This is a genomic window from Cognatiluteimonas profundi (assembly GCF_009792795.1).
GTDB lineage: Bacteria > Pseudomonadota > Gammaproteobacteria > Xanthomonadales > Xanthomonadaceae > Cognatiluteimonas > Cognatiluteimonas profundi.
The window spans coordinates 140,905-165,115 of sequence record NZ_VKHQ01000005.1 but is presented as its reverse complement, the minus strand read 5'-3'; the positions used below and the strand labels follow the sequence as shown (position 1 = coordinate 165,115).

Genomic DNA, 24,211 nt, shown 5'->3' with positions numbered 1-24,211 from the left:
CAGCATTCCCCCGACCAACGAGGCTCCAATGAACGCCAAGATGACTGTGACCACACGCGTGTTTGTGGCGCTGCTGCTCTGCACGGCTGCTGTCGCCTGCTCCAAGAAGGTGAAGGAAGCGCCGCCCACGGGTGTCGTCACGCCAACGACTCCAGTGCCGGAAACCGGGCCGGCCGTTGCCGGCGCCTACGGCCCTGCGGACCTGGACACCGATGCCTGCCTGCGCACCCGCGTGGTGTACTTCGACTACGACCAGGACGCGCTGAAGCCCGAGTTCCAGGCAGCCATGGCGTGCCACGCCAAGTACCTGCGCGATCGCCCGTCCGCGCGCATGTCGCTGGAGGGCAACACCGATGAGCGCGGCAGCCGCGAGTACAACCTGGGCCTGGGCGAACGCCGCGGCAATTCGGTGTCCTCCGCGCTGCAGGCCAACGGCGGCTCGGGCAGCCAGGTCACCGTCGTCAGCTACGGCGAAGAACGCCCCACCTGCACCCAGTCCAGCGAGGATTGCTGGTCCAAGAACCGCCGCGTCGAGATCGTCTACACGGCCAAGTGACCGCGCTCCTTCCCCGCCGGCGATGCCGGTGGGGAAGGGTTGTCCGCAATACCCCGCTTTCGACAATCAGATCACATGACCCGACTCCCACTTGCTTTGCTGCTGGCAGGCTCCCTGCTGGTCCCCGCGACTGCGCTGGCACAGCGCGCGAGCCTGGCCGAACGCGTGGCGTCGCTGGAACAACAGGCTGCCAGCAACCAGGGCAACGTCGACCTGCTCAACCAGATCACCGCGTTGCGCTCGGACGTGCAGGCGCTGCGCGCCCAGCTCGAGGAGCTGCAGCACCAGAACGAACAGCTGCGCAGCTCCAGCCACGACCAGTACCTGGACCTCGACGGCCGCGTCAGCCGGCTTGAAGGCGGCGCCGCGCCGGCACCCGCCGCCGCGCCAGCTCCGAACCCACCGGCCACGGTGCTCCGCGACACGGCCCCGGCCGTGCACGGCGATGCCGGCACGCTGGCCCAGGGCGCCGACGAGCGCAGCAGCTACGACGCCGCGTTCAACACCTTGAAGTCGGGCAGCTACGCCGAGTCCGCGCGGCAGTTCCAGGATTTCCTGCAGCGCTATCCGGCCGGAGCCTATGCCCCGAATGCCCTCTACTGGCTGGGCGAGAGCTTTTACGCCACCCAGAATTACGCACTGGCGCAGCAGCAGTTCCAGGCGCTGCTCGACCGCTACCCCACCCACGACAAGGCCGCCGGTGCGCTGTTGAAGATCGGCCTGTCGCAATACGGCCTGAAGCAGCTCGACGCCGCGCAGGCCACCCTGGCACAGGTCATCAAGCGCTACCCGGGCACCGACGCCGCGCGTACCGCGGACGACCGGCTCCGTGCGATCCAGCTGCAGCAGGCTCGCTGAACGTCGCCAGCTCGCCCGCACGGGGTCGATCGGGCCGCTTCGCTAAACTGTGCGGATGCCAGCCCCAGTCGCCCATGCTCCAGGTGTCGTTGCTCCCGCCTCGACGGCCGAGCGCCTCAAGCTCACGGAGATCTTCCTGTCGTTGCAGGGAGAGGCGCGCGACAGTGGCTGGCCGACCGTCTTCGTCCGCCTGACCGGCTGCCCGCTGCGTTGCCAGTATTGCGACACCGCCTACGCCTTCCATGGCGGCGACTGGTGGGAGATCGACGCGATCCTGGCCGAAGTCGCCCGCCATGGCGTGCGCCATGTCTGCGTCACCGGCGGCGAACCACTCGCGCAGAAACGCTGCATCGCGCTGCTCGGCAAGCTGTGCGACGCCGGTTACACGGTGTCGCTGGAAACGTCCGGCGCGATCGACATCGGCGAGGTCGACGCGCGTGTCTCGCGGGTGGTCGACATCAAGACGCCTGGATCGATGGAGTCCTCGCGCAACCGCTGGGAGAACCTGGCGTTGCTGACGCCGCACGACCAGCTGAAGTTCGTGATCTGCGATCGCGCGGATTTCGAGTGGGCGCGCGACCTGGTCGCGACGCAGCAATTGCAGCAGCGTTGCGACGTGATCTTCTCGCCAAGCTTTGCCCAGATACAGCCGCGCGAACTCGCGGACTGGATCGTCGCCGAGGCACTGCCGGTGCGCTACCAGCTGCAGCTGCACAAACTCCTTTGGAATGACGAACCTGGACGCTAGGGCCAGCAATCCGGCGGTCGTGCTCCTGTCCGGCGGCATGGACTCCGCGGTGGTGCTCGCCATCGCGCAGGAGCAGGGCTATGCCTGCCACGCCTTGAGCGTGCGTTACGGACAACGGCATACGTCCGAGCTCGACGCCGCCAACAAGGTTGCGCGTGCGTTGGATGCGGCCTCGCACAAGATCGTGACGGTGGACCTGCGCACGCTGGGCGGGTCGGCCCTGACGGACGCGGACATCGACGTGCCGCTGGATTCGGACCAGCACGCCGGCAGTCCCGCGATTCCGGTGACCTACGTACCCGCGCGCAACACCATCATGTTGTCGCTGGCGCTGGGCTGGGCCGAGGTGATCGGGTCGGCGGACCTGTTCTGCGGCGTCAACGCCGTCGACTACTCGGGCTATCCCGATTGCCGCCCGGAGTTCATCGCCGCATTCGAGAAACTGGCCAACCTTGCGACCAAGGCCGGTGTCGAAGGCGCCGGCTTCCGCGTGCATGCGCCGCTGATCCACATGAGCAAGGCCGAGATCGTGCGCGAAGGCCTGCGCCTGGGCGTCGACTTCGCACAGACGGTCTCGTGCTACCAGGCAGACGCGCATGGTCGCGCCTGCCGGCATTGCGACGCCTGCCGGCTGCGCGCCGAAGGCTTCATCGCCGCCGGGGTGCCCGACCCGACCCGCTACGTCGCGTGAGCCAGCCCCGCGCCCGGTTGCGCTAGAATTCGCCTCCCGCGCACCGCGCGGCACCCGCAAGTGTGGCAAGCAGGGCCGTTAGCTCAGTTGGTAGAGCAGAAGACTTTTAATCTTTTGGTCGATGGTTCGAATCCATCACGGCCCACCATACCGATCATGCACTTAGGCCGACTTCGCGTCGGCCTTCGTCGTTTCTGGACAGGTCTAAACACGGTTTAGTCACGAAACGTCGCAAGGGGCGTGTCTACGCAGGCGGTAACACGTCCTTAGGCCGCTGGATATCCTCGTTTCTCAAAACTGCTTGAGGCCGCAGTTCCGACAAATGAGGATATCCGTAATCCGCCATTGCTTGGTTTCATACGCGGGCCGGCACGACTAACTCCGCTCTCCTGCAGGGGGCGGAGTTGCCCACCCTCATAAATGGAACTCAATCAATGAACAGCATCAGCATCACCAGTGGCATCCTCGAGCTCGCCCGCCCGCACGTCACCACCTTGGCCGAGGAGTTGGACGAAGGCAGGGACATCCGCATCACGTCGGTCGCGCGGATCGTGTCGGAGATGCCAAACGGTTTCGTGGGCTGGGATACGACCGACGCCGCGTATGAGGTGCGCGGTGACGTCGCGAATGATGTCGGGGACGAGCTGGCTGACGAAGATGACGTCGAGGGCCTGCACGGCATCCCAGCGATCGAGGCCTGCATCACGTTGTCCCTCGCTTACGGTGATGACTGGCTCCGCTTGGCCTACGCCGACTACCTCACGCACTTCAGTGAGGTTCCCTGCTGCGATCCCTACGCCGTCGCTTCCGCGGTAGTGAAGAAAGCGGAGGCGCGATACCACGCCAACAAACTGATGGTGGCGGCATGAGTGCAGAAGACGGCCTGATCGGCCATCGCCCGGAATCCACCACGGGTTAAAAGGAAAAGGCCCGCATTGCGCGGGCCTTTTCCTTTGAGCTCGATCCGGCATCAGCTAGTAAAGCGATCCGGGCAGTTCCGCTCCGAGGTAGGCGCCCGATGCCGAGTACCAGCCTTCCTCGATCGGCGCGCCGACCAGGTCCTCCAACTGGCTAAGCGGCACCTCCCCATGTGCGACCGACTCGTTGGGAAACCGCAGCAGCGTGAACACCCGTCCCTCGATCGCCTGGTAGTGCAACGTCGGCAGCTGGGATATGTCCACCGGCATGCCGGGGGCGAAGTCCATCTTGCCCAGCCAGTGCTCGTCGTCCTTATGTGGCATCGACATTCTCCTTGGGGGCACGAGGTGGCACCTCGACGCCGTCCTTGCGCATCTTGCTCGCGTACCAGCCGACCGACGCCTTCGTCGCCGTGGCGCCGTAGATCTCCGCGTTGATGCGTGCGGCGATGGCGTCGTAGGGCAGGGCGGTGGTCAGGATCAGCTGCTTGGCACGCTCGCCGACTCCCGAGCCGCGAGGCTTCTTAGGCGCATCTGTCGCTGAGGCGACCTCGGCCTTCCTGGTCGGCTCGGCTTTGGTCTTCTCGGGCATTGACGGCTGCCTGGGCGCAATCTGGGGCGGTTGCAGCTTGCGTATCCGGGCGATCAGGTCGGTCTTGGTTTTGAAGGACTTGGGCCCTGCGGATTTGTCTGCCAGCTCGTTGTGCATCGCGAGCAGGGCCTTGGTGGGCATGTCTTCCAGCTTCATGTTGCTCATCCTCCGGGCTTGGGGATAAGCAATATGTCGCGCATTGCTGGGAAAGGGAGCGCCCTTGGAGCTCGGATCAACCGACCCCGATGTGGTAAATATCGCCTTCCGAGCTGGAAAGCTGGGCGAAGACCTCCGGCGAACTGGAGGTCCACGATGCCTATACAGGGGAAAGGAAATGGCGGACGACAAGAAGAAGGGATACCCGAAGATCCCGCGCAACAACTGGTTTTTGCTGCGGGAAAAGTTCAAGCAAAGGACGCCGGAAAGAGTGTCGCCCAGCTACATTGCAACGGCTTTGGCAATGGGCGAAGCCTCGGCCAGCGCGAACATCATCCCGCCCCTAAGGGCCTTCGGTCTGATAGACGAGGCCGGGAAGCCCAGCGATCTTGCCTACGACTGGCGTGATGACCGGAAGTACGCCGAGGTCTGCAAGACGATTCTTGAGGCGACCTACCCGCAAGAGCTTCGTGACCTTTTCCATAGCGCTGATGTCGATTTCAAGGACGTCTCTACCTGGTTCGCCAGAAGCGCCAAGGTCGGGGAATCTGCTGCCCGCGGATATGCAGCAACCTACATGATGCTGTTGGAGGCAGACCTTGCGAAGGCCAAGGAAGCGGGCTCTGCCAAGCCCAGGACCACTGCGTCCACCACGGTGCGCGCAGCCACTCCTGCAAAGTCCGCAGCGCCCGCTAGGTCCGCGAAACCTTCTGTCGAACAGAAGGGAACAGCCGGCGACCGTGGTCACGGTCAAAATGATGAGGGAGACAATAGCAAGCGCGGCTTCAGTCCCCAGCTCCACGTAGACATTCAAATCCACATTTCGCCCGACAGTAGCCCAGAGCAGATAGACAAGATCTTCGAGAGCATGGCAAAACACCTGCCGCTTAAGGGTTGAGCCGGCCGATGGACATCGAAACTGCGTTGCTCGGGGTTAGGCAGCTCAGGGACAGCATACGTTCCAAGAATCCTCCTCCTGAGGAGGGGGCCCCGAGTCCAGACGAACCCGTCATCTACTTTTCGCTCGTGCGGAACAGCAGAGGCTATCTCGAAAAGATCGTTCACCAGATAAACGGGTCGTACGCCAACGGCTGGTATGACGCGTCGGCCGTCATGATTCGCAGGCTGGTGGAGACACTGATCATTGAGGTATTCGAGAAGCATGGCATTGCATCCAAGATCCAGAATGCCAACGGCGACTTCTTCTATCTGAAGGATCTAATAAACACGCTGGCTGCTGAGAAGTCTTGGAACCTCAGCAAGAACTCCAAGGGCGCACTTCCCCGGCTCAAAGACGTGGGAGACATGTCTGCACACAGCCGTCGATTCATCGCACAGCGTCAGGACATAGACAAACTCATGGTTGATCTTCGGATCATCGTCCAAGAGCTAGTCACGCTGGCTCAGCTGAAGTAGGGCTTAAGGCTTCGGACATTCGATCAGCTGGTCTGCATCGATAAGTTTCGAGGACGGCAATGATTAGACAGGTCGGTGATGCTGAAAATCGTGGCTGTGCGTGTCATATGTGTCGGGGCTCAAAACAGGGGGGACGCGAATGAAGTCGATCAAGGCACTCACCGTCGCGATGCTTTTTTTCGCGACTCCGAGCTACGTAGCAGCGAGGCAACCCGATTTAACCGACGAGGACCGCACTGTCGTCCAGGTCTTCGAGGCGCCAGGTAGCAACAAGGACGAGATCTTTACTGCAAGCCGCATGTGGATCGCCGATCACTTCAAATCAGCGAAGGCCGTCATCGAGTACGAGAGCAAGGACGATGGCGTCATCATCGGCAACGGCAACATGGCGTACCCATGCAGTGGCGGCTTTGCCTGTCATATCAGGGCCGAGGCTTGGCACGTTGGGTTCACGATGAAAGTTGAGGGTAAGGACGGAAGGTTCAGGCTCAGCTTCACGAACGTGCACTTAGAGTTGCCGCCCTACAGCAATGTTGGCCTATCTTTGCCTGCGCGCGACGAGGCGGTGAGCAGGCGCGAAGACATGGACAACATTCGCGCGAAGCTATTGGAGTTCGGGCCACAGTTGGTGGCGAGCATTGGCAAGGCTGAAAGTTCCAACGCCTGGTAGCCGCCCGACATTCAATCTGTTGGTAAGGCCCAGTAATCCATTGAAAGCAAAGGCCCGCATCGCGCGGGCCTTTGCTTTAAACACACTCCAACCACACTTGCCTCAATGCCGCGTCCCTAGCTGCTCAGCGAGGTGATCCTTGCCTGCGTAGTAATCACCGTTGCGAACGTAGTAATAGCCCAGCTTCTCGGCGACCTGGTCAAAGTGCGATTGTGGGACGCAAAAGCTTACGGTTGCCCCGCTGGACGACATGCTGTGCCACGCCCGCAGATCCAGACGCTTCGTCCTTGGCATTTCCTGCGCTCCCTGACCTGGAAGCGAGCTTCAATGCATTGCTGGAGGCCGCCATAGGGAATTGGAGGCCCCCAGCCTCGGAAAACGTACTCTGACCCCTATTTCGTTAGATGTGCCTCGACCAGCGACTTCCGCTCCATAATCAAGACGCGTCATCCAAGCGCCGAGATGCTCCAGCCGGTGGCCGCAAGGATGGCGTTCCCATTTGCCCCAAGGAGCTGTGATGAATTGTTGCCGATGCGCTATTTTTCTGATGGCCCTCGCTCTGTCGGCGTGCGCGGCTGCGCCGCGGGAACCAATAACCCCCGTCGACGGCAGCCATACAAACCATGCTCCGGCGAGCGCGTGCGATGCTCGAACGCTTTCGTGGACAGTGGGGCTCGTAGCCGACGATGCGCTCATCGAACGGGCGCGCATAGAAGCGGGCGCGACCACCGTCCGCGTGCTGCGACCAGGGATGATGATTACCAACGAAGTCAATCCCACGCGCTTGAATCTTCGCATCGACAACGCACGCAAGGTGCTGGCCTACAGTTGCGGCTGATGTTGCCTTCGTAAGCAGGTCGCTGCTGAGATGTTGCCAAGTAGGGCTACGCGATCATAGGAGAGTGTGATCGGAAGGTCACGAGGGCTTGACTTGAGTTCAGGATTTGGCGCGTCGAGTTGCGCGGTTGAAAGGCAAAAAAACCCCGGCCGAAGCCGGGGTTTTCCTGTTTCAGGGATTGCGCTTGCCGTTACGGCGAAATGGTGCCCTTCAGACTCACGCCCGAATAAGCCGCGTAAGCGCGCACATTGACGTAGTAAGTGCCAGCGGTGGGCGAGTTGAACGTGCAGGTTTCGTTGTTGCCCGTCAGGTACGGACGGCAGCTGTAGCTCGACGAGGTCGGTGCACTACCCAGCTTGACGTAGAGGTCCGCATCGCCGGTACCACCGGAGATGTTGAACACCACGCTGGTCTTGCCCGACGGAACGCTCATCGTGTAGGTCGACGACACCCCACCGGTTGCCACCGATGGCAGCGCCACCGCCGTGCCGCTGCACAGCACCGTGCCACCGCAGCTGCCACCGCCGCCGGTGCTGTAGCTGCCCTTCAGGCTGACGCCGGAGAAGGCCGAGTAGGCTTTCAGGTTGATGTAGTACGTCCCCGCGGACGGTGCGGCGAAGGTGCAGGTCTCGGCATTGCCGCTGACGTACGGACGGCAGTCGTAGGACGTGTCGGTCGGCTCGCTGCCGAACTTCACGTACATGTCCGAGTCGCCGGTGCCACCGGATTGCGTGAACACCAGATTCGTCGCACCAGCCGGGACAGACATCGTGAACTTGATGTAGGCACCCGTTGCCGCCGACAAGTTCGACACAGTGACGCCGTTGGACAGTGCAGTCGCACCGCCGCCACCTCCAGAGCCACCGCCGCTCACGTCTGCGTGCGAAATCGCGCACGAATTGGTGTCGTTGGACCAGCTGGCTTGCTGCGCAAAAGTACCCGTGCTGAAGGCGACGTTAGCTGCGCCGCCAGCGGACCCGGGAGCGATCCAGGCACACTCGTCGGAGTTTTCCTGGCCGGCGTAAGTACCGGTGTCATGGTTGGTCCAGCCGCCAGCCGGGAACTGGTCGGACATCATCTCGTGCCATTCGTGGCCGAGCGTCATCGTGTAGCCGTCGAGCGTGCCGGCCGCGCCCGAATTGACGAAGTTCACACCGCAGCCCGCGCCCGAGTCGATGTTGTAGGGCTGGTTGCTGAAGGCAAAGTCGCCGCCCGGGGCGGTGACACCGTAACCGTCGCCGGTGTAATCATGCCAAGCGCAGTACTGGCCCTGGTAGTTATCCGGGTTGGTGCCTTTTGGCGACATAATTACGTAATAGGCGGAGGTGTTGGAGCCGGCTGCCGTATTGCCGAAGTGCGCGGCGGCGCGGATCGCTTCCTGGGCCAACTGCGTGCCGGTGGCCGCGGCCGGTGACGTGACGAGATTGTCGTACCAGACGCCTGCGACGATGTTGCTCTGACGCTGGATGCGCTGCAGGCCGGAGGCGCAGGAGGTTGCGCCGGAAGTCGCACCATTGCACCACTGGGTCAGTTCGTTCTGCCAGGTTTCGCCGTTGGTGCCGATGCCCTTGAACATCTGCTGGGCGGCGCCGGCAGCCCCTGCGGCGTCGTTTGCGAATTTCAGGTTGCCATTGGCATCCGTGCTCGAACCTCCCCATTGGTTGCCATAGAACACCAGGTAGACCTTGTTCTGCCCGCTCATGACGCCGACGCCACCGACACCGCCGCCGTACGACAGCGTTTTCGCGTTTGTGGCGGCTGTGAGGGCATTCTGGGTCGCGTGCGAATGCGCCCACTGCTTCATCAACTCGGCGGTTCCGATGGTCGGCAAGGCGCCGTGGCGGTATTCATGCTTGTAGCGCGGCGAATACGGGTTGGTCACTCGAGGGCTGGGCACGCCGTTGGCTTTTTCAGGGTGGCCCGGGACTGCGGCGTGCGCGTCGAAGCTGATGAAACCAGCCCCGGCGGTAAGACTAGCGAAGGCGAACATCAGTCTCATGCTCGCCATGGTGAGCTTGCTTGATCGGATCACGTTGTAGTTCCCCAAGGAAAATGTGGTCCCGCTTTCAGGCGGTTGGTTACGGATGACGCCCCGGAGGGCGACGCGTGGTCTTCCAACAGACACGCCGAACAGCCTGGCGGCCCTCGACGCCGCACGGATACATGACCTCCACAGGAGGCCCTGCATCGATGCTTTGGTGATTCCCCGTCGCGGAAGGATCCGCTGAGTAGCGGCGGCGCCGGCCCAAAAACTGGACAAGGGCGGTAACAGATGTTCCTGCGCCGCGAATGTGACGGTAAGCGTCACATGAGACTTAGTCACGTTGCAGGCGCAGCATGAAACGGGGACATATGTGTGACGCAAGTCTCATATTTTGCTGGGGCAAGATTACGGTTTTGTAATCTTTGGTTGAATCCCAACATGAAGGGGGTTATGTGGCGACGAAAACCGCCGCGTCGCCGCAATTTGTGCAACGCCGCAAAGATTGGAAAGATTGGTTGGAGGGTCTTCGATCGCAACCTGCCCGCTGGGTCCTGGGGAGGGTGGACCGCTTTTTTAGAACGGTGGTGATCTGCGTTCAGCGCGGGACCTGCAGCTCAATCGGCCCGAGTCCGTTGTCCAGGTCCAATCGGGGCCTATATCCCGAGGCGGTCACAAGCGCACGGCGGTCCGAAGCCCGCGTCGCGAAGCTGCAAGAGTGTTGATGTTTCGGCACGCGGCGCCCATCGCGCGCATCGCGCACTGCCTCAGTGCAGCATCATCCATCCGCGCGAATTGGGCTTGGGTGCCGCCCAGCAATTGCGGGTCGCAAATGCACTGCGTGGCCGCGCGATTCAGGACCGCCGCAGCCCACTCACACGGATCGTCAATCGCGCGTAGGCTTCAAAACGGTTGGATCTTTCAGGCGCTGCGCAACACGTCGTACAGCGGGGCAACGATCGGCACTTTGCTTTGTTGTGAAGCCGATTAACAGTGTTACTGGCAGGCCCTGCACGACGCGTCGCCGAGGTTTCAATTCAGGTACACGCCTACCTGCTGATGACCAACATCAACTGATGACGACGACACAGGCGGGCGAATCGGCAAATTGATACAGGCCCTAGGCCGCCTGCGCAATATTTGAAATTTTGCGCGCAGATTGCGGCCGCGAACATCCTGTTGCCCGCCAAATTTCCCTGATGGTTTTCGCTGCTTCGAAAGATGCGGATAGACACCACCTGGAGTTTGTTTGCGCGAAAATGACCGTTTTCGAAGCCATGTCGCCTGTCCATTTTGAAATTTTCGCTATTTATTACCCTGTAATTGGGAATTTCGGCCAGAGAGAAGTCCGCAAATGACTCCATCCACCACCACCTAGTCTGGCATCCTCGTTTCTCTCCCCTGTTTCGCTAAAAAGTCCTTTAACTATCAAAGGCTTGGCGGGCTCGTTTTGGTCTGAGAGTAACTGGGGGCCGCACATATGCGAAGTCGGCGCCGCCTTTCTCTGGCGTGCGTTCTGCTCGACCTAAAGATCGGTTTTCCACTTGTTTTCAGCTCTCGAGCGTCGATCTGCGTGGGCGCCCAAACACGCAAAACATCAGAGAAAGCTTTTCTCGGCGTTTTTGCTCATTTTTGATCGCGGAATACAACGGTTTGTTTAAATCTCATCAGGCCACTTTGGTAGAAATGTTCGGTCTGCGAGAGGGCGCACTATGCTTGCTTCTAACCTTGACCTATCACGTCGATCAACTCAGTCGAGTCGTTGGCGGTAACGGAGCCGTGCGTGACCGAATTGCAACTTATAAGCACGATCACCTGCCCGCAGTGTCGACACGCGGCAACCGAGACGATGCCGACGACGGCTTGCCAGTTCTTTTATGAGTGCGCGGGTTGTGGTGTGTTGCTGCAACCCAGGCCCGGCGATTGCTGTGTGTTCTGCTCGTATGGATCAGTGCCATGCCCACCAATCCAGCAGGACCGATCATGTTGCGGCTAAAACCACGCCTTGAATGGGCTCCAGGGATCGGCCCCGCCCTGCTGGCCGCGCTACTGTTTGGCGCCAGCACGCCGCTGGCCAAACTCCTGGTAGCAGATATATCTCCGGTGCTGCTCGCTGGCTTGCTCTACGCCGGCTCGGGCTTGGGGCTAGGATTTTGGCTGCTCATTCGACGACTGCGGCCACGCGAGGCCGATGCGGAAGCCGGCCTGCAACGTCGCGACGTTCCCTGGCTGTCGGGCGCCGTCTTGTTCGGCGGCGTGCTTGGACCGGTGTTGCTCATGATCGGACTGGCCACCACCCCGGCATCAGCGGCTTCCCTTTTGTTGAATCTGGAAGGTGTCCTCACCGCCGTCGTGGCGTGGGTTGTCTTTCGCGAAAACGTCGATATCCGGATCTTCCTCGGAATGGTGGCCATCGTGGCCGGCGGCGTCCTGCTGTCATGGACGCAGACCCCGGCGGCCGGGCTGCCATGGGGTGCGCTGGCCATAGCTGGGGCATGCGCATGCTGGGCCATCGACAACAATCTGACGCGCGCGGTATCCGGCGGTGATCCGGTGCAGGTCGCAGCGATCAAAGGCGGATTTGCCGGGGCAATCAATATTGCAGCGGCGCTTGCGCTAGGTCATCGGCTGCCAAACGGGCTTCACCTGATGGCAGCTGGCGCCATCGGGCTGACGGGATATGGGATCAGCCTGGTAGCTTTCGTGCTGGCTCTGCGTCACTTGGGCGCGGCGCGAACCGGTGCGTATTTCTCGACCGCTCCCTTTGTCGGCGCCCGATTATCCCTGTTGCTCCTGCGCGAAGTCCCAACTCTCAGCTTTTGGATCGCCGGGGGTTTGATGGCGTTGGGCGTTTGGCTCCACGTGAGTGAGCGGCACGAACACGAGCACGAACACGAGGCGCTGGAACACGAACATCTCCATACGCACGATGATCATCATCAACATGCGCATGACTTTCCATTTGATGAAACGCAGCCACATTCCCACCCGCATACGCATACGCCGATGCGCCATTCGCATCCCCACTATCCGGACTTACACCACCGGCATGGTCACGGGTCTTGACCACAGTCGGCAACGAAGTGCAGCCATGGGACGACGGAACGGCTGCAACGGAACGTGAAACCCCTGGAAGGATTATTTGCCCTTTTTCGCCGGAAGGTGCTCTGGGGGTGACCCCTGTGTTGGGCGGTGGCAAGGCCGCTTGAAGTCAGGGCAGGTGGCCAGCGACAGGCGTGTGCTGACCTGAAGACGTTACGTCGAAAATTGACCGGGCGTGTTGCAGCCGTCCGGCCACTCGGGCGTCCGGCCCGGCACGACAGGCGCTGAATCAAGAACCTGAGCCCTCTTCCGCGCTCCACTGTCCGGTTCGCGTGTGTCCGCCCGTTACCGCTAGGAGCGCCCGCCCCAAGGCGGACATGCCGTCGCTGTCGAGTCAGCGAGACCGCCAAGAGGGATCACGTGATGAAGTCTTCCGCAAACGGCCGCCCGGCGCCGCGCAGGCCGTGGTCCGGCTACCTGCTTCCATTGCTCGTTGCATTGCTGGTGCTGCCCTTGTCCCCGCCGTCCAGGGCGCAGGCCATGCCGGGAACGATGCTCGCCACCATGGCCAGCGATGCGGCCTCGCAGGCATTTCCGAATCCCGGCGCGTGCACCCGGTTGTTCCGGGCGTGGCGGGCGTTCCATGACGACGACGCCAAGATGGATGTCTGCCTGAATCTCATGGGCATCAACCAGTACTGCGCGGCGCACGACTCGTTCGTTGCTGTCGGTTACGACCGCGACCAGACCTATCGCTATCTTGTCTGCGCGCCTTATTCCCACCCCGATTCCGTTGGGGATCAGTTCGTCCATCTCGCGACGGGCATCGCCCAGGGAGTGGCCGATGCGTTCATCGCCGCGGTGCCGTTCGTCGGCGCGGCCGTCTCGGGCGTTGCCTGTGTCTACGGACAGATCTACGCCTGCGCGGTGCTGGCGCTCGAGATTTCCGATGCCGCCGGGGTGCCGATTGCCGGGGTGGCGGGCGAGGCCATCGGCATCGCGGCCGATGTGCCCAAGTGCAGCGACGGCGATCTGGTGTCCTGCGCCAAGATCGGCGTGCGCGGCGCGCGAGTCGCCGGGCTGACGATCCCGGGCAAGGATCCGGCCCAGGTCGCCGATGACGCAAAGCTGTGCGATGACGGCGACTTCGCAGCCTGCATGCGCCTTGGCAAGTCCGCCGCCGATGCCGGTGGGGTTCCACCGGGGCTGGGCAACGGGAGTTTCGTCGATGCGCAGGACTGCCTGGCCGGCAACAACCAGGCCTGCACCGTGCTGGGCAAGGAGGCGGCGGCTGCACAGGCCCCCATGGGTGGCATTCCGCAGGGCGCACAGGACCTGCAGTCCTGTGCCGGTGGCAACAACGCGGATTGCACGCACCTGGGCAAATCCCTGGCGTCACTGACCACCCCGAGGGCGGTGGCATTGGGCAGGGTGCAATCGACGACGCCACCGCCACCGCTGCATCGGATGGGCAACGAACCAATGATCTGCGCCCGCGCCCGCGACGCTCGAGCGCGAAACTCCCCGGCCGCGCCCAGCCTGACCGCGCAATGCCAGGCCGCTGGCGGCGATTTCACCGAGCGCGCGGTGAAGAGCGACGTCACTGCCCGCAGCGTGCTCGAACGACAGTCCAGCAAAGTGCAGGGCATCCAGTTCGCGGATCCACCGATCTGCGCCCGGGCGCGTGATGCGCGCTCGCGCAACTCGCCTGCGGCGCCAAGCCTGGAGACGCAATGTCGTGCAGCGGGCGGCACGCCCTAGGGCCACGCTGGGGGACTCAACGCAAGGGAGAAGATTCGATGTCCGGATCCACAAGGCATATTGCGTCCGCATTGGCGATCGTTGTCCTGCTCGCGATCGCGGGATGCGCCAAGACCGACGATCGCGCCGACGCGCAGGACGTCGCTGCAGGCATCAGCAGCACCATGCAAGCCAGCACCGCAGGGTCGAACAAGGCCTGCAAGCTGCTGACGCGCGCGGAGATATCCGAAGCCTTGGGGAAACCTGTCGACGAGGGCCACGATTGGAGTGCCGGCGGCTGCGAATGGCGTTCAGGGGGCGATGCTGTCCAAGTCCAGCAGGTTGCCGCGGATGACTGGGAGCCGCTGGCGAAGTCCAGTGGCGGTGAGTCACTGCCAGGCATCGGCCTGGAAGCCTTTGTCGGCCCATGGTTGGGGAGCGCGCGTGCAGGTGCGAAGACGTCCTCGGGCTGTGTCTACGTCATGACGCCGACCCGCGATCTTTCCGTGAAGCTCCTGCGGCAGGCGACCAGCAGGATGGGCGCCCAGTGAAGAGCCATGGCACTGCCATGGTGCGTCGCGGTGCGCGGCTCAGCGCAACGCGCGCCAGGACTGTGACGTCATCGGTGCCGGCAGTCGCTGTGACGATGCAATTGCAGCACGGCTTGCACTGGCTGCGATAACGGTTGCCGCCCCACGCCCGGGCCGATGCGGTACTGGCGCCACTGGGCGGGAGGTTTGTCGCCAGTCGAGCTTGGCCCGGCGTCGTGGCGAACTGCTGTCTATTGCGTTGATTCCACCAAGCGCGGTCAGCACCGGGCTACTGCAAGCTCCGGCAGGGTCGGGACGCTCCTGCTGGCGGGGCATTCGCATGCTCCCCAAAAAAAAGCCCCGCTAACCAGGGGAGGGCTAGCGGGGCGAGGGAACGGACCTTGGGGAAAGGTTCCGTTCCGGGGATCACTCCAGGGGAAGAGAGATCTGCGACGGACCTTGAACCCATCGCGAGTGATATGACCAGCGCTTGTGCATTTGGTTCGGCACAGTTCCGTGGCCATCAAGGGATTCGTTCAGGAATGATTCCTGCTGACCGGTCATGCAGGCTCGCGTCGTTGGCTGAAGCAAGGCGACCTGAAGCCCGGAGGCTCGACATGACCAATCATGTGTACAAATCACTGGAATTGACCGGCTCATCCACGAAGAGCAGCGATGATGCCGTCCGCACGGCGATTGCACGCGCCTCGAAATCCATGCGCCACATCAAGTGGTTCCAGGTGACGGAAACACGCGGCTACGTGGACGGCAGCGAGGTGGCGCATTGGCAGGTCACCGTCAAGGTGGGCTTTACCCTTGAGGACGACTGATACCCGCGTCGCGCGTCACGCCTGACGATGTGTTCCTCATAGGGTGTGCGTCCGGTTCCAATAGCGCAGCGCCGACCTGTCATTTCACGACGGGTTCAGATGAATGCGTGCCTGATGCCCGTGGGATAGGGGGACATCATGCAACTGGCAAGAAAGCGATCGATCGAGGATGACGAGAACGTCGCATGCGCATTGCCTGCGTCTGTCAGGGCAGCGGTTCCCTAAATACTGATCCTGAAATCGCAGGCTCCCGGGTTGTGGCCGACCCACCTGCGTCGCTCGACGCGAGCCACTGATCCACCCGCGATTTTCTACTTTCCAAGTTTCTACTTTCCGGGCTCGTCGCCGCTTCGGTCGACGAGCAGCGCTGCTGCCTGACTGACCAACGACATGACCATCGAGCTGCCCAGGCTCGCTGGCGATGTGTGTTGGCGGACCCGACACACAGAGGATTCATCGTGAAAACCAAACTATTACCGCTGGTGCTGTTGACGCTCAGCCAGGGTGTCCTGGCGCAGCAGATCCCGGGTGCGGGCAGCCAGCTCCAGCAGCTTCCGCAAACTCCGGCGCCGCAAGCATTGCAGCCGGAAATCCGCATCGAGGAAGCGACGACCGCGCCTGCGCCGGGTGCCGATTCGGTCAAGGTCCTGGTCAAGGAATTGCGGATCACGGGCGCGAGCGTCTTTACGCAGGCCGACCTGGTCGCCGTCGCGCAATTCAAGCCCGGATCGGAATTGACCCTGCCCGACCTGCAGGCCATGGCTGCGCGCATCACCGAGTACTACCGCCGCCGCGGTTATTTCGTGGCGCGCGCGTACCTGCCTGCGCAAAGTGTCACCGACAACGTCGTGACCATCGCCGTCGCCGAAGGCCGCTACGGCAAGGTGACCCTGCGCAATCAAAGCCACCTGTCGGACAGCGTGGCGCGCGGTCGCCTCGACGGGCTGGGCAGCGGCGATCCCATCACCATCGCTCCGCTGGAAAGCCGCCTGCTGCTGCTTTCCGATATCCCCGGCGTAAAGGTGAATTCCACGCTGGTTCCCGGCGCCACGCCAGGCAGTTCGGACCTGGTGGTCGACGTCACCCCGGGCCGCCGCGTGACCGGCAGCATCGATGCGGACAACGCCGGCAATCCGTACACCGGCGAGTACCGGCTTGGCGCGACACTCAACCTCAACAATCCCCTGGGGCGCGGTGATCTCGCCAGCCTGCGCCTGCTGACTTCCGGCCCTGGCCTGCGCTATGGCCGCGCGTCATACCAGATGCCCTTCGGCCGTTTCGCGGCAGGCGTGGCATACAGCAAGCTCGACTACGAGCTGGGCAAGCAGTTCAAGGTTCTCGGCGCGCATGGCACCGCTGAGGTTGCCAGCGTGTTCGGCACGGCGACCCTGGTCCGTTCGCGCGACAGCAATCTCTACGCGGGACTGGCATACGAGGACAGGACCTTCCAGGACCGGATCGACCTGTTCGATTCGGTGACCGACAAGAAGGCGCACGTCGCCATTGCCAGCCTGTACGGCAACCACCACGACGGCATCGGTGGCGGCGGGATGAATTCATTCTTCCTGGCCCTGTCTGCGGGATCACTGGATATCCAGACGCCCGCGGCGCTGGCGGTCGATGCAACGAGCGCGCGGACCAACGGGTCGTACAGCAAGCTTTGGTTCAACGCATCGCGCGTGCAGCGCATCACCGACATCGTGTCGGTCCGCGCTGGCGTCAGCGGACAAGTCGCGTCGAAGAACCTGGACCCGTCCGAAAAGATGGTCCTCGGCGGCATGGACGGCGTTCGCGGATATCCGCAAGGCGAGGCATTCGGCGACCAGGGATACCTGGCGAGCGTCGAAGCCAGCCTGCTGCTTGCCGGTCTTTCCGGGCACGTTCCCGGCCAGGTGCACCTGCTCGGATTCGTCGATAACGGCCGCGTCACGATCAACAAGAATCCCTGGTATGTCGGCGACAACGAAAGGACCTTGAGCAGCGCTGGCGTCGGGATGACCTGGGATGACCCGGGCAACTTCGCGGTGAGGACGTACTACGCACGCAAGCTCGGCAACGAGGATGCGATGTCGGCGCCCGACAAGTCGGGTCGCTTCTGGATCCAGGCGATTAAATATTTCTGATCTGCCCAGCCCCTGCGCGGGCCCGAACAGCATTCGAGGATCGACCCATGAACACCCAATACCGTTCCAGCCGTGACACCAACGCCGGCCTTGCCAGACAGCCATCCGGCGCCAGGCGGTTGGCGCTCAGCGCGCTGTCCGGATCGATGATGCTGGCCTTTGCCACTGCCAGCTACGCCGCGGGGCCGGTTGGCGGTGTCGTGACGAATGGTGGCGCCACCATTGCCGGCAATGGCGCCAACACGACGATCACGCAGACCACTGCGAACGTGGTGATCAACTGGGACAGCTTCAGCATTGGTAGCGGCGAGACGGTGCGGTTCGTGCAGCCCAACAGCAACTCGGTCGCATTGAACCGCGTGCTGGGGACCGACCCCTCCGTGATCCTCGGCAACCTCGATGCGAACGGCAAGGTCTTCCTGCTCAATCCCAATGGCATCTTCTTCGGAAGCGGCTCATCGGTGAACGTCGGCAGCCTGGTCGCATCGACCATGGGCATCACCGACGCCGACTTCATGGCCGGCAAGTACGCCTTCACCGGTGCAGGCGCCGGGTCGATCGTCAACAAGGGACACATCCGTGCCGCCGACGGTGGCTATGTCGCGCTGATGGGCCGCAGCGTCAGCAACGAGGGCGTCATTTCGGCCCGGCTTGGAAGCGTGGCGCTGGCGGCGGGCGAGGGCGTGACCCTCGACGTTGCCGGCGACGGCTTGTTGAACGTCGCCGTGTCGCGCGGCGCGGTGAACGCGCTGGCCAGCAATGGCGGCCTGATCCAGGCCGATGGTGGACGCGTGCTGCTCACGGCGCAGGCCGCTGGCGACCTGCTCAACACCGTCGTCAACAACACCGGCGTCATCCAGGCGCAGGCGATCCAGAACCGCAATGGCACGATCCTGCTGCTGGCCGACAAGCAGACCGGTACGGTGAATGCTGGCGGCACGCTGGATGCCAGCGCGCCCAATGGCGGCAACGGCGGGTTCGTCGAAACGTCCGCGGCGCACGTCAACATCGACAAGGGCATCCACGTCAGCACGGCGGCGCCGGGTGGAACCACCGGGCAATGGCTGATCGATCCGCAGGACTTCACGATCGGCAGCGCAGTTGGCGACAACATCGCCGGCTCGACGCTTGCGGCGCAGCTGGTGACCAACAACATCACCATCACCACGACCGGCGCCGGCACCGACAATGGCGATATTTTCGTCAACGATGCGGTGGCGTGGTCCGCAAGCGGCGGACCGACCACGCTGACCTTGAATGCCGATCGCAACGTCGAGATCAACGCGGCCATCACGGCCACCAACGGCAACCTGGCGACATGCTGCAGCCAGGACGTCAACGTCAATGCCGCGATCACCGTGACCAATGGCAGCGTGCTCCTGAGCGCCGGGCGTGACGTCAACCAGAATGCGGCGATCACCGTGACCGATGGCAACCTGATGATGTGCGCGGCCAATGACGTCAACATCGCCGGGGCCATCACCCTCACGCGCGGTACGGCCGATCCGACGCGAAGCCTCGGCCTGCCGCTTGGATTGACGCTGAATGCCGACTCCGATGGCACCGGGCCCGGGGTTGCGGGCGGAACGGTGACGTTCGATTCGCTGGCACCGCGCGCCACCGTGACCGCCGCGCCGGTCAACATCTACTACAACCCGATTTCCTACACGGCGCCGACGGACTACCACAACAAGTTCACCCTGACCGAGGGTGCCGTGCTGCACCAGTACATGCTGGTGTTCGCCGACGGCGGCGACAAGACCTACGACGGCAACACCACCGCGACCCTGTCCGGCTTGAAGGGCAATCCGCTGGGCGTCACCCTGGTCGCGGGTCCGGGTAGCAGCGCCAACTACGATTCGCCCGATATCGGGGCGAACAAGCGCATCGGCTATACCGGCTACACGCTGGCGGGTCCTGCGGCCGGTGCGTATGCGCTTGCATTCAATTGCTGCGGACCTGCGCTGTCGCAGACGACGGGAACCATTACTTCGACGCCGCCGCCGCCGGGAACGACACCGCCGCCACCGCCGATCACCACGCCGCCACCGCCGGGTACGCCGATCTTCGGCGTCCCGCCGCCGGGTGTGGTGTACGTGCCGCCGCCGACCACGCTGGTCGTGGTGACGCCTGATTCGCCGCCGCCCGTCACGATCGCAGTGACGGCGCCGCCGCCGCCCGTGGTGACCCCGTATGTCGCGCCGGTCCGCGTGCCCAAGCCCTACCGCAACTAGGCGATGCACAGCCAGTTGCCCTTCGTGATGCGCCGGCCCGGTGCGCGCCAGCGCCTGGCCGGCGCGATCGCGGCGCAAGGCGTCGTCGTGGCGATTCTTATCGCCCTGCATCCGGGGCGTGCGCTCGCATCCGGGGTGGAAGGCGCCGCATCGACAGCGCATGTGGCCGTTGCGCCGCATGCCGGGATGCAGGATCTGAAGCAGGCATCCGCATCGCAGGAGGTGCAGTACGTCGCGCAATGGGTGGCTGATTCCGGCGACAACGCCGGCATGCCCTACATCATCATCGACAAGGTCAACGCGAAGGTGTTCGTGCTCGATGTCCACGGACGCCTGCAGGGCACTGCGCCTGCATTGCTTGGCATGGTCCCGGGTGACGGAACGGTCGCCGGTATCGGCGACCAGAAGCTGTCGGCCATCCGGCCGGAGGAGCGCACCACTCCCGCAGGCCGTTTCGTCGCGTCACTGGGCCCCGACCTGCACGGCAAGGACATCCTGTGGGTGGACTACGCCAACGCCCTTGCGCTGCATCGCGTCGTCAAGGGCACGCCCGTCGAGCGACGCGCGCAACGACTGGCCAGTGCGACTGCCGATGACAACCGCATCTCCTATGGGTGCATCAACGTCCCGGTGAAGTTCTACGACACCGTGGTCAATCCCGCGTTCACGCATAACAGCGGCGTGGTCTACATCCTTCCGGAAATGAGCCCGGCACGCGATATGTTCGGGCCGCACGAAGCCGCCACGCGGGTGCGCGAGTCGCCCCAAGTGAGGTAAGGTAACGGCATGTCTCTACGGACTGCCATTTGGCGCGTGTTGTTGTGCATCAGCCTGATCCTCAACGGATCAGTCTATGCAGCGACGTCCGCGACGATGTCGCTGCAGCAGCCGGGCCAACCCAATGCTGCGCAATCGGACGCACGTGCGGACCATCCACCGTGCCATGGGCATCAATTGACCGGCGTTGCCAAGCCCATGGCCGATCAGTCCGTGCTGCCAGGTTCATTGCCGGGAAAGACCGGGCAGCCGACCCCGGATTGCTGCCATGCGGGGACCTGCAGTTCCATGTGCATGCACCAGGCGCAGGTTCAAATGGCGTCGAACGTTTTCCATGCCGCTCTCGGGCAAGTGATGGCAGCGGTTGGCCACGTGAAGTCCAGGCACGCTGAACCTGCACTGCCAAGTCTCATCCGACCTCCGATCAATTAGGCGTGCAACGCGCCTTCGGGCGCCCATCGCCTGCGCCGGGCGTTTCCAGCTCGCGCGCCGCAAGGCCTGGCAACGTTCACCGTTGCCGCCTTTCACGTTTGGTACGGAGACAAACATGTCATCTGATTCTTTCGACTCGGGAGCCGACGGGCTGCCGAAGCCATCCCGACGGCGTTTCGTGCAGGGCTTGGCGGTGGGGGGGGCCATTGCCGGCCTGGGCCTGTGGCCAAGATCGAGCTGGGCGACAAAGGGCGGCACCCCGAACGTGATGTCGGGCACGGAGTTCGACCTGACGATCGGACAGACGTTGATGGATTTCACCGGCCGCACGCGACCGGCGGTGACGGTCAATGGATCGCTGCCGGCACCGTTGCTGCGCTGGCGAGAAGGCACGACCGTGAATCTTCGCGTCACGAATGCATTGCCGATGGGTTCCGTCCACGGCCATGAGACGTCGATCCACTGGCACGGCATCCTGCTGCCAGCCAACATGGACGGCGTGCCGGGCATCAGCTTTGACGGCATCGGCCGCGGCGAGACCTACCACTACCGGTTTACCGTCCGCCAAGGCGGCACCTACTGGTACCACAGCCATTCCGCATTCCAGGAACAGATGGGACTCTACGGGCCGATCGTGATCGATCCGATCGATCCGGAGCCCTTCGCCTACGACCGCGACTACGTCGTGATGCTCACTGACTGGACCGACCTGGATGGCGCCGCGCTGTTCTCGCGGCTGAAAAAAATGTCGGGCTACGACAACCATTACAGACGCACCGTTGGTGATTTCATCCACGACGTGGATCGCAACGGCCTCGAGCCCACGCTTGCGGACCGCAGGATGTGGGGCCGGATGCGGATGACGCCGACCGACCTGTCGGACGTCAACGCCAATACCTATACCTACCTGATGAACGGCACGACGGCGCTGGGAAACTGGACCGGGTTGTTCCGCTCCGGCGAAAAAGTCCGCCTACGCTTCATCAATGGTTCGTCGATGACGCATTTCGACGTGCGCATCCCTGGATTGAAGATGACGGTCGTCGCCGCCGACGGGCAGTACGTGCATCCGGTGACGATCGATGAGTTCCGCATCGCCACCGCCGAGGTGTACGACGTGATCGTCGAACCTTCCGGCCAGGATGCCTTCACGATCTTTGCCCAGGACCTGGGCCGCACCGGCTACGTCAGTGGCACGCTGGCAGTCCGCGAAGGGTTGCGCGCTCCGGTTCCGGCGGTCGATCCGCGACCGATCCTGACGATGGCTGACATGGGCATGGGTGACATGGCGCACGCCAGCCGCGCTTCTGTCGAGCGAGGCCATGCGACGGCGGCAACCGGCCACGACGGAATGGCCGGAATGGACATGCCGCAAGCCGCCGTGTCCGCGCCTCCGGGGTCTACAGCGCAGTCGCAGGACATGTCCACCATGGACATGGGCGAAATGGACATGCGGCCTGCCAGCGGCAATCCGCTGGTCGACATGCGCAGCCCCTCGCCAACACCAAGACTCGACGATCCCGGAATCGGCCTGCGCGACAACGGTCGCATGGTGCTGAGCTACGCGATGCTCAGGAGCGCATTCGAGGATCCTGATGGCCGCGATCCCGGCCGCGACATCGAGTTGCACCTGACCGGACACATGGACAAGTTCGCATGGTCGTTCAACGGCCAGAAATTCTCCAGCGCGGAGCCGCTCCGCTTCAATTACGGCGAGCGCCTTCGCATCGTGCTGGTCAACGATTCGATGATGACCCACCCGATCCACCTCCACGGCATGTGGAGCGACCTGGAAGACGAGCAGGGCAACTTCCAGGTGCGCAAGCACACGATCGACATGCCGCCGGGCACCAGGCGCAGCTATCGCGTGCGTGCCGATGCGCTGGGCCACTGGGCCTACCACTGCCACCTGCTGTATCACATGGAAGCGGGAATGATGCGGGAAGTGGAGGTGGCGGAATGACTGCCATGAAGCCCACATTCGTGTCCATCGCGCTGGTCGCAGCGGTAGCGACGGGATGGCTGTCCGGCCCGGCTGCCGCGCAGCAGATGGATCCGAACATGCGCATGCCGATGTCCACGCCGATGCCGGCGCAGAAGCCCAAGGCAACGAGGAAGCAGGTGGGGTCGGAGAAAGCGATCAAGCCGCCTGCGGCGACACCGCGGAGACCCGTGCAAGCACGGAAGGCCGCCGCAACGCCGGGGGGATCCGCGCATTCGCATGACATGGTCGTGCCCGCCGGCAATTCCGGGGGCGCGGACGACGCGACCATGGGCGAGATGGACATGGGTGCGATGCCGGGCATGGAGCCGATGGACCACGACGCGATGCATCACGCGACCCAGGCGCCGTCAGCGCAAGCGCATACCGCGATCCCTCCGCTCACGGACGCTGATCGCGCGGCCGCACGGCCGCCGGCCCACGATCATCCCGTGCACGACGACAGCATCCAGAGCTTCACGTTATTCGATCGACTGGAAGCCTGGAACGCAGACAAGGGGGTCGGACTGCAATGGGATGGCAGGGCCTGGATCGGCACTGACATGAATCGCGTTTGGCTGCGCAGCGAAGGCGCGCGCATCGCTGGCCGCACCGAATCAGCCGATCTCGAAATCCTGTTCGGTCACAGCGTCGCGCCATGGTGGGACGTCGTCGCCGGCGTCCGCCATGACTTCAAGCCAGGTGCATCGCAGGATTTCGCCGCAATTGGCATCCAAGGCATGGCGCCGTACAAGTTCGAGGTCGACGCCACGGCCTACATGGGACAGGGCGGTCAGACCGCCGCACGTGTGGACGTCGAGTACGAAACATTGCTGACCAATCGCCTGGTGCTGCAGCCGCGTATCGAGGTCAATCTGTTTGGACAGGATGATCCCCGCCGCGGGAATGGTTCGGGTCTGAGCACCGCCGAGGTGGGCTTGCGGCTGCGCTACGAATTCACGCGCCGCCTCGCGCCCTACATCGGCCTCACGCGCGAGCGTGCGTTTGGGCCCACAGCCGGCTTTCGCAGGGCCTCGGGGGAAGACAGCAATGACACCCGCTTCGTGGCGGGCCTGCGGCTCTGGTTCTGACAAAGGGA

23 protein-coding genes and 1 tRNA gene are annotated in these 24,211 nt (G+C 63.2%); 21 read left to right on the top strand and 3 right to left on the bottom strand.

What is annotated here, in order from left to right; translation table 11 throughout:
* The first annotated feature begins 40 nt into the window (after positions 1-40).
* The 6 genes from pal to GST15_RS10620 all read left to right on the top strand — a co-directional run bounded on the left by pal (position 41) and on the right by GST15_RS10620 (position 3,722).
* Positions 41-556 (top strand): peptidoglycan-associated lipoprotein Pal, encoded by a 516-nt coding sequence (pal, locus tag GST15_RS10645; protein ID WP_159017524.1) that lies wholly within the window; start codon positions 41-43, stop codon positions 554-556.
* 75 nt (positions 557-631) lie between these two features.
* Positions 632-1,414, top strand: a complete 783-nt coding sequence (gene ybgF / locus GST15_RS10640; RefSeq protein ID WP_199268758.1) for a tol-pal system protein YbgF — start codon at positions 632-634, stop codon at positions 1,412-1,414.
* 55 nt (positions 1,415-1,469) lie between these two features.
* Positions 1,470-2,162 carry a 7-carboxy-7-deazaguanine synthase QueE gene (gene queE / locus GST15_RS10635; protein WP_159017269.1) on the top strand — a complete coding sequence of 231 codons (693 nt, stop codon included), beginning with the start codon at positions 1,470-1,472 and terminating at the stop codon, positions 2,160-2,162.
* Positions 2,143-2,853, top strand: coding sequence for a 7-cyano-7-deazaguanine synthase QueC (gene queC, locus GST15_RS10630; protein ID WP_159017268.1), 711 nt, complete (start codon positions 2,143-2,145; stop codon positions 2,851-2,853). Before queE ends, queC begins: the two co-directional genes overlap by 20 nt.
* Positions 2,854-2,925: 72 nt before the next feature.
* Positions 2,926-3,001: transfer RNA gene (locus GST15_RS10625), tRNA-Lys, on the top strand.
* A gap of 286 nt (positions 3,002-3,287) precedes the next feature.
* Positions 3,288-3,722, top strand: coding sequence for a hypothetical protein (locus GST15_RS10620; RefSeq protein WP_159017267.1), 435 nt, complete (start codon positions 3,288-3,290; stop codon positions 3,720-3,722).
* A 105-nt stretch (positions 3,723-3,827) separates the two neighbouring features.
* Here the strand turns inward: GST15_RS10620 and GST15_RS10615 are convergent, their stop codons facing one another.
* Both GST15_RS10615 and GST15_RS10610 read right to left on the bottom strand, forming a co-directional pair.
* On the bottom strand, positions 3,828-4,094 hold the full coding sequence (locus GST15_RS10615; RefSeq protein ID WP_159017266.1) for a hypothetical protein: 267 nt from the start codon (positions 4,092-4,094) through the stop codon (positions 3,828-3,830).
* Positions 4,084-4,518 carry a hypothetical protein gene (locus tag GST15_RS10610; protein ID WP_159017265.1) on the bottom strand — a complete coding sequence of 145 codons (435 nt, stop codon included), beginning with the start codon at positions 4,516-4,518 and terminating at the stop codon, positions 4,084-4,086. Before GST15_RS10610 ends, GST15_RS10615 begins: the two co-directional genes overlap by 11 nt.
* 178 nt (positions 4,519-4,696) lie before the next feature.
* Here GST15_RS10610 and GST15_RS10605 point away from each other — a divergent pair, with 178 nt between their 5' ends.
* From GST15_RS10605 to GST15_RS10590, 4 genes are all read left to right on the top strand, one after another.
* Complete coding sequence (locus GST15_RS10605) at positions 4,697-5,416, top strand: DUF5343 domain-containing protein (protein ID WP_159017264.1); 720 nt, start codon at positions 4,697-4,699, stop codon at positions 5,414-5,416.
* Positions 5,417-5,424: 8 nt separating this feature from the next.
* The gene (locus GST15_RS10600; RefSeq protein ID WP_159017263.1) at positions 5,425-5,934 is read left to right on the top strand and encodes a DUF4145 domain-containing protein; all 510 of its coding nucleotides are present in this window, start codon (positions 5,425-5,427) and stop codon (positions 5,932-5,934) included.
* A 139-nt stretch (positions 5,935-6,073) separates the two neighbouring features.
* A complete protein-coding gene (locus tag GST15_RS10595) occupies positions 6,074-6,604 on the top strand; it encodes a DUF4468 domain-containing protein (protein ID WP_159017262.1) in 531 nt (176 codons plus the stop codon).
* Positions 6,605-7,151: 547 nt separating this feature from the next.
* Positions 7,152-7,442 carry an I78 family peptidase inhibitor gene (locus GST15_RS10590; protein ID WP_159017261.1) on the top strand — a complete coding sequence of 97 codons (291 nt, stop codon included), beginning with the start codon at positions 7,152-7,154 and terminating at the stop codon, positions 7,440-7,442.
* A 190-nt stretch (positions 7,443-7,632) separates the two neighbouring features.
* On the opposite strand, the gene GST15_RS10585 is transcribed toward GST15_RS10590, so the two are convergent.
* Positions 7,633-9,765, bottom strand: a complete 2,133-nt coding sequence (locus GST15_RS10585) for a PPC domain-containing protein (RefSeq protein ID WP_233263157.1) — start codon at positions 9,763-9,765, stop codon at positions 7,633-7,635.
* Between the two features lie 1,507 nt (positions 9,766-11,272).
* Between GST15_RS10585 and GST15_RS12890 the strand changes: the two genes are divergently transcribed.
* The 11 genes from GST15_RS12890 to GST15_RS10535 all read left to right on the top strand — a co-directional run bounded on the left by GST15_RS12890 (position 11,273) and on the right by GST15_RS10535 (position 24,203).
* Complete coding sequence (locus GST15_RS12890) at positions 11,273-11,419, top strand: GDCCVxC domain-containing (seleno)protein (protein ID WP_484482023.1); 147 nt, start codon at positions 11,273-11,275, stop codon at positions 11,417-11,419.
* A complete protein-coding gene (locus GST15_RS10580) occupies positions 11,380-12,489 on the top strand; it encodes a DMT family transporter (protein WP_325064773.1) in 1,110 nt (369 codons plus the stop codon). Before GST15_RS12890 ends, GST15_RS10580 begins: the two co-directional genes overlap by 40 nt.
* Before the next feature lie 399 nt (positions 12,490-12,888).
* A complete protein-coding gene (locus GST15_RS10575) occupies positions 12,889-14,226 on the top strand; it encodes a hypothetical protein (protein ID WP_159017260.1) in 1,338 nt (445 codons plus the stop codon).
* A gap of 38 nt (positions 14,227-14,264) precedes the next feature.
* Positions 14,265-14,756: a hypothetical protein gene (locus GST15_RS10570; RefSeq protein WP_159017259.1), complete on the top strand. Its 492-nt coding sequence runs from the start codon at positions 14,265-14,267 to the stop codon at positions 14,754-14,756.
* Between the two features lie 596 nt (positions 14,757-15,352).
* The gene (locus GST15_RS10565; RefSeq protein ID WP_159017258.1) at positions 15,353-15,565 is read left to right on the top strand and encodes a dodecin; all 213 of its coding nucleotides are present in this window, start codon (positions 15,353-15,355) and stop codon (positions 15,563-15,565) included.
* Positions 15,566-16,023: 458 nt separating this feature from the next.
* A complete protein-coding gene (locus GST15_RS10560; RefSeq protein ID WP_233263155.1) occupies positions 16,024-17,688 on the top strand; it encodes a ShlB/FhaC/HecB family hemolysin secretion/activation protein in 1,665 nt (554 codons plus the stop codon).
* 47 nt (positions 17,689-17,735) lie between these two features.
* A complete protein-coding gene (locus GST15_RS10555; protein ID WP_199268757.1) occupies positions 17,736-19,922 on the top strand; it encodes a two-partner secretion domain-containing protein in 2,187 nt (728 codons plus the stop codon).
* A 3-nt stretch (positions 19,923-19,925) separates the two neighbouring features.
* Positions 19,926-20,699, top strand: coding sequence for a hypothetical protein (locus GST15_RS10550; RefSeq protein WP_233263154.1), 774 nt, complete (start codon positions 19,926-19,928; stop codon positions 20,697-20,699).
* A 9-nt stretch (positions 20,700-20,708) separates the two neighbouring features.
* Positions 20,709-21,131 carry a CopL family metal-binding regulatory protein gene (locus GST15_RS12980; RefSeq protein ID WP_425482237.1) on the top strand — a complete coding sequence of 141 codons (423 nt, stop codon included), beginning with the start codon at positions 20,709-20,711 and terminating at the stop codon, positions 21,129-21,131.
* Positions 21,132-21,246: 115 nt separating this feature from the next.
* Complete coding sequence (locus GST15_RS10540) at positions 21,247-23,094, top strand: copper resistance system multicopper oxidase (RefSeq protein WP_159017256.1); 1,848 nt, start codon at positions 21,247-21,249, stop codon at positions 23,092-23,094.
* Positions 23,091-24,203, top strand: a complete 1,113-nt coding sequence (locus GST15_RS10535; RefSeq protein ID WP_159017255.1) for a copper resistance protein B — start codon at positions 23,091-23,093, stop codon at positions 24,201-24,203. The genes GST15_RS10540 and GST15_RS10535 overlap by 4 nt, the downstream gene beginning before the upstream one ends.
* Positions 24,204-24,211: the final 8 nt, after the last annotated feature.

Excerpts from the sequence above, each read along its gene's own strand:
- GST15_RS10540 (WP_159017256.1), top strand. The coding sequence starts at position 21,247 with ATGTCATCTGATTCTTTCGACTCGGGAGCCGACGGGCTGCCGAAGCCA.
- GST15_RS10610 (WP_159017265.1), bottom strand. The coding sequence starts at position 4,518 with ATGAAGCTGGAAGACATGCCCACCAAGGCCCTGCTCGCGATGCACAAC.
- GST15_RS10615 (WP_159017266.1), bottom strand. The coding sequence starts at position 4,094 with ATGCCACATAAGGACGACGAGCACTGGCTGGGCAAGATGGACTTCGCC.
- pal (WP_159017524.1), top strand. The coding sequence starts at position 41 with ATGACTGTGACCACACGCGTGTTTGTGGCGCTGCTGCTCTGCACGGCT.
- queC (WP_159017268.1), top strand. The coding sequence starts at position 2,143 with ATGACGAACCTGGACGCTAGGGCCAGCAATCCGGCGGTCGTGCTCCTG.
- GST15_RS10600 (WP_159017263.1), top strand. The coding sequence starts at position 5,425 with ATGGACATCGAAACTGCGTTGCTCGGGGTTAGGCAGCTCAGGGACAGC.
- ybgF (WP_199268758.1), top strand. The coding sequence starts at position 632 with ATGACCCGACTCCCACTTGCTTTGCTGCTGGCAGGCTCCCTGCTGGTC.
- GST15_RS10570 (WP_159017259.1), top strand. The coding sequence starts at position 14,265 with ATGTCCGGATCCACAAGGCATATTGCGTCCGCATTGGCGATCGTTGTC.
- GST15_RS10605 (WP_159017264.1), top strand. The coding sequence starts at position 4,697 with ATGGCGGACGACAAGAAGAAGGGATACCCGAAGATCCCGCGCAACAAC.
- GST15_RS10620 (WP_159017267.1), top strand. The coding sequence starts at position 3,288 with ATGAACAGCATCAGCATCACCAGTGGCATCCTCGAGCTCGCCCGCCCG.
- GST15_RS10580 (WP_325064773.1), top strand. The coding sequence starts at position 11,380 with ATGCCCACCAATCCAGCAGGACCGATCATGTTGCGGCTAAAACCACGC.
- GST15_RS12890 (WP_484482023.1), top strand. The coding sequence starts at position 11,273 with ATGCCGACGACGGCTTGCCAGTTCTTTTATGAGTGCGCGGGTTGTGGT.
- GST15_RS10575 (WP_159017260.1), top strand. The coding sequence starts at position 12,889 with ATGAAGTCTTCCGCAAACGGCCGCCCGGCGCCGCGCAGGCCGTGGTCC.
- GST15_RS10590 (WP_159017261.1), top strand. The coding sequence starts at position 7,152 with ATGGCCCTCGCTCTGTCGGCGTGCGCGGCTGCGCCGCGGGAACCAATA.
- GST15_RS10535 (WP_159017255.1), top strand. The coding sequence starts at position 23,091 with ATGACTGCCATGAAGCCCACATTCGTGTCCATCGCGCTGGTCGCAGCG.
- GST15_RS12980 (WP_425482237.1), top strand. The coding sequence starts at position 20,709 with ATGTCTCTACGGACTGCCATTTGGCGCGTGTTGTTGTGCATCAGCCTG.
- GST15_RS10555 (WP_199268757.1), top strand. The coding sequence starts at position 17,736 with ATGAACACCCAATACCGTTCCAGCCGTGACACCAACGCCGGCCTTGCC.
- queE (WP_159017269.1), top strand. The coding sequence starts at position 1,470 with ATGCCAGCCCCAGTCGCCCATGCTCCAGGTGTCGTTGCTCCCGCCTCG.
- GST15_RS10550 (WP_233263154.1), top strand. The coding sequence starts at position 19,926 with ATGCACAGCCAGTTGCCCTTCGTGATGCGCCGGCCCGGTGCGCGCCAG.
- GST15_RS10565 (WP_159017258.1), top strand. The coding sequence starts at position 15,353 with ATGACCAATCATGTGTACAAATCACTGGAATTGACCGGCTCATCCACG.
- GST15_RS10595 (WP_159017262.1), top strand. The coding sequence starts at position 6,074 with ATGAAGTCGATCAAGGCACTCACCGTCGCGATGCTTTTTTTCGCGACT.